Raw genomic sequence first — 1,120 nt, 5'->3', positions numbered from 1 at the left:
TTTTATAAGTGCTTTTTAAGCTAGTAACTTGCAAATCATCGGCCATTTCCTGTACAAAGTTAATCAGCAAAGGTATCGAAGCTTTTTTTAACCAAGAATCGATAGACTTTTGCAGGTTATCTAACTGAGTTTGTAAACCGATACGCTTTTTCTCTAAGTTATGAATTTCCTCTAATTTTTCTCGTAAACTTTCAATATGAGCGGCTTTTTCTTGAGCATCTTGATGAATAATTATAGCATTTTTTTCCTCATCTTTAGCATTTTTACGCTGACCTTGTTGCAGATCAATTTCTTCTTCTAATTCTCGCAATTGTTGCAGCTTATCTTTAAAAGTTTGACTGGTTCCCTCTGCTTTATTGAAACGGTTTTCTAATTCTTGTAAGGCTTTTTCTGTATCATCGCGCAGATTTCTTAATTCCGGGATACCCAAAACTTTTTCAATTGCTTCTTTTGCTTCTTTAGTTTGGGTTATCTGGGTATATTGTTCAATTTTTAAGCCATCAAAACAGAAAAAATCTCGAATAGATTTAGGAAGCAATGCTTCGATATATTCCCTAGAGTTACTTCTCATGGTTCCATCTTCATAAAATAATGCTTCCTCTGCGCTGGGATAAAAAGTGCTACCATTATCTTTTAATTTCGCTGTGCGACTGATAAAGTAATTTTTCTCGTTTCTAGTAAAATTTAATTCTACCCGCATTTCTCTTACTGATGAAGAATCATCCTTACCTCGATAAAAATAGGTTTTCAGAGTCTCTTTAGATACAATATCTCCCCCATAGAGACACCATAAAATCCCTGTCATCAGAGAAGTTTTACCGTGGCCATTATTACCGAAGATAATCTGAATTTTTCTGTCGGGATGCAGGTTAAAAGTAATATTTTGACTAGGGTAACATTTCCAATTAGTTAAGCGAATTTGTTTCAGTCTCAAAGTCATAAGAACTCTTGTAAAAATCAAAAATTTTGTGGTTGGTTAGGAGTCAGTAGCCAGTAGTCAGTAATCAGGAGAATTAAGAATGAATAATAATCAATTAAATGGTTTATTTAGAGATTTTATGCAACTTAATATTTATTTTTGTCGTTTTTAAACTAAGTGGGTGGGTGGAATTAAATATAA

The 1,120-nt window shown here is 33.0% G+C and carries 1 protein-coding gene; it reads right to left on the bottom strand.

Translation table 11 applies throughout. The features are described from left to right. A partial coding sequence (locus PX636_RS10255) for an AAA family ATPase (protein ID WP_288117034.1) occupies nucleotides 1-940 on the bottom strand: 940 nt, incomplete at its 3' end. Between the last annotated feature and the right edge of the window lie 180 nt (nucleotides 941-1,120).

The organism is Microcystis sp. M53598_WE2 (assembly GCF_030067735.1).
Lineage (GTDB): Bacteria > Cyanobacteriota > Cyanobacteriia > Cyanobacteriales > Microcystaceae > Microcystis > Microcystis aeruginosa.
This window is presented reverse-complemented; position numbering and strand designations above follow the sequence as displayed.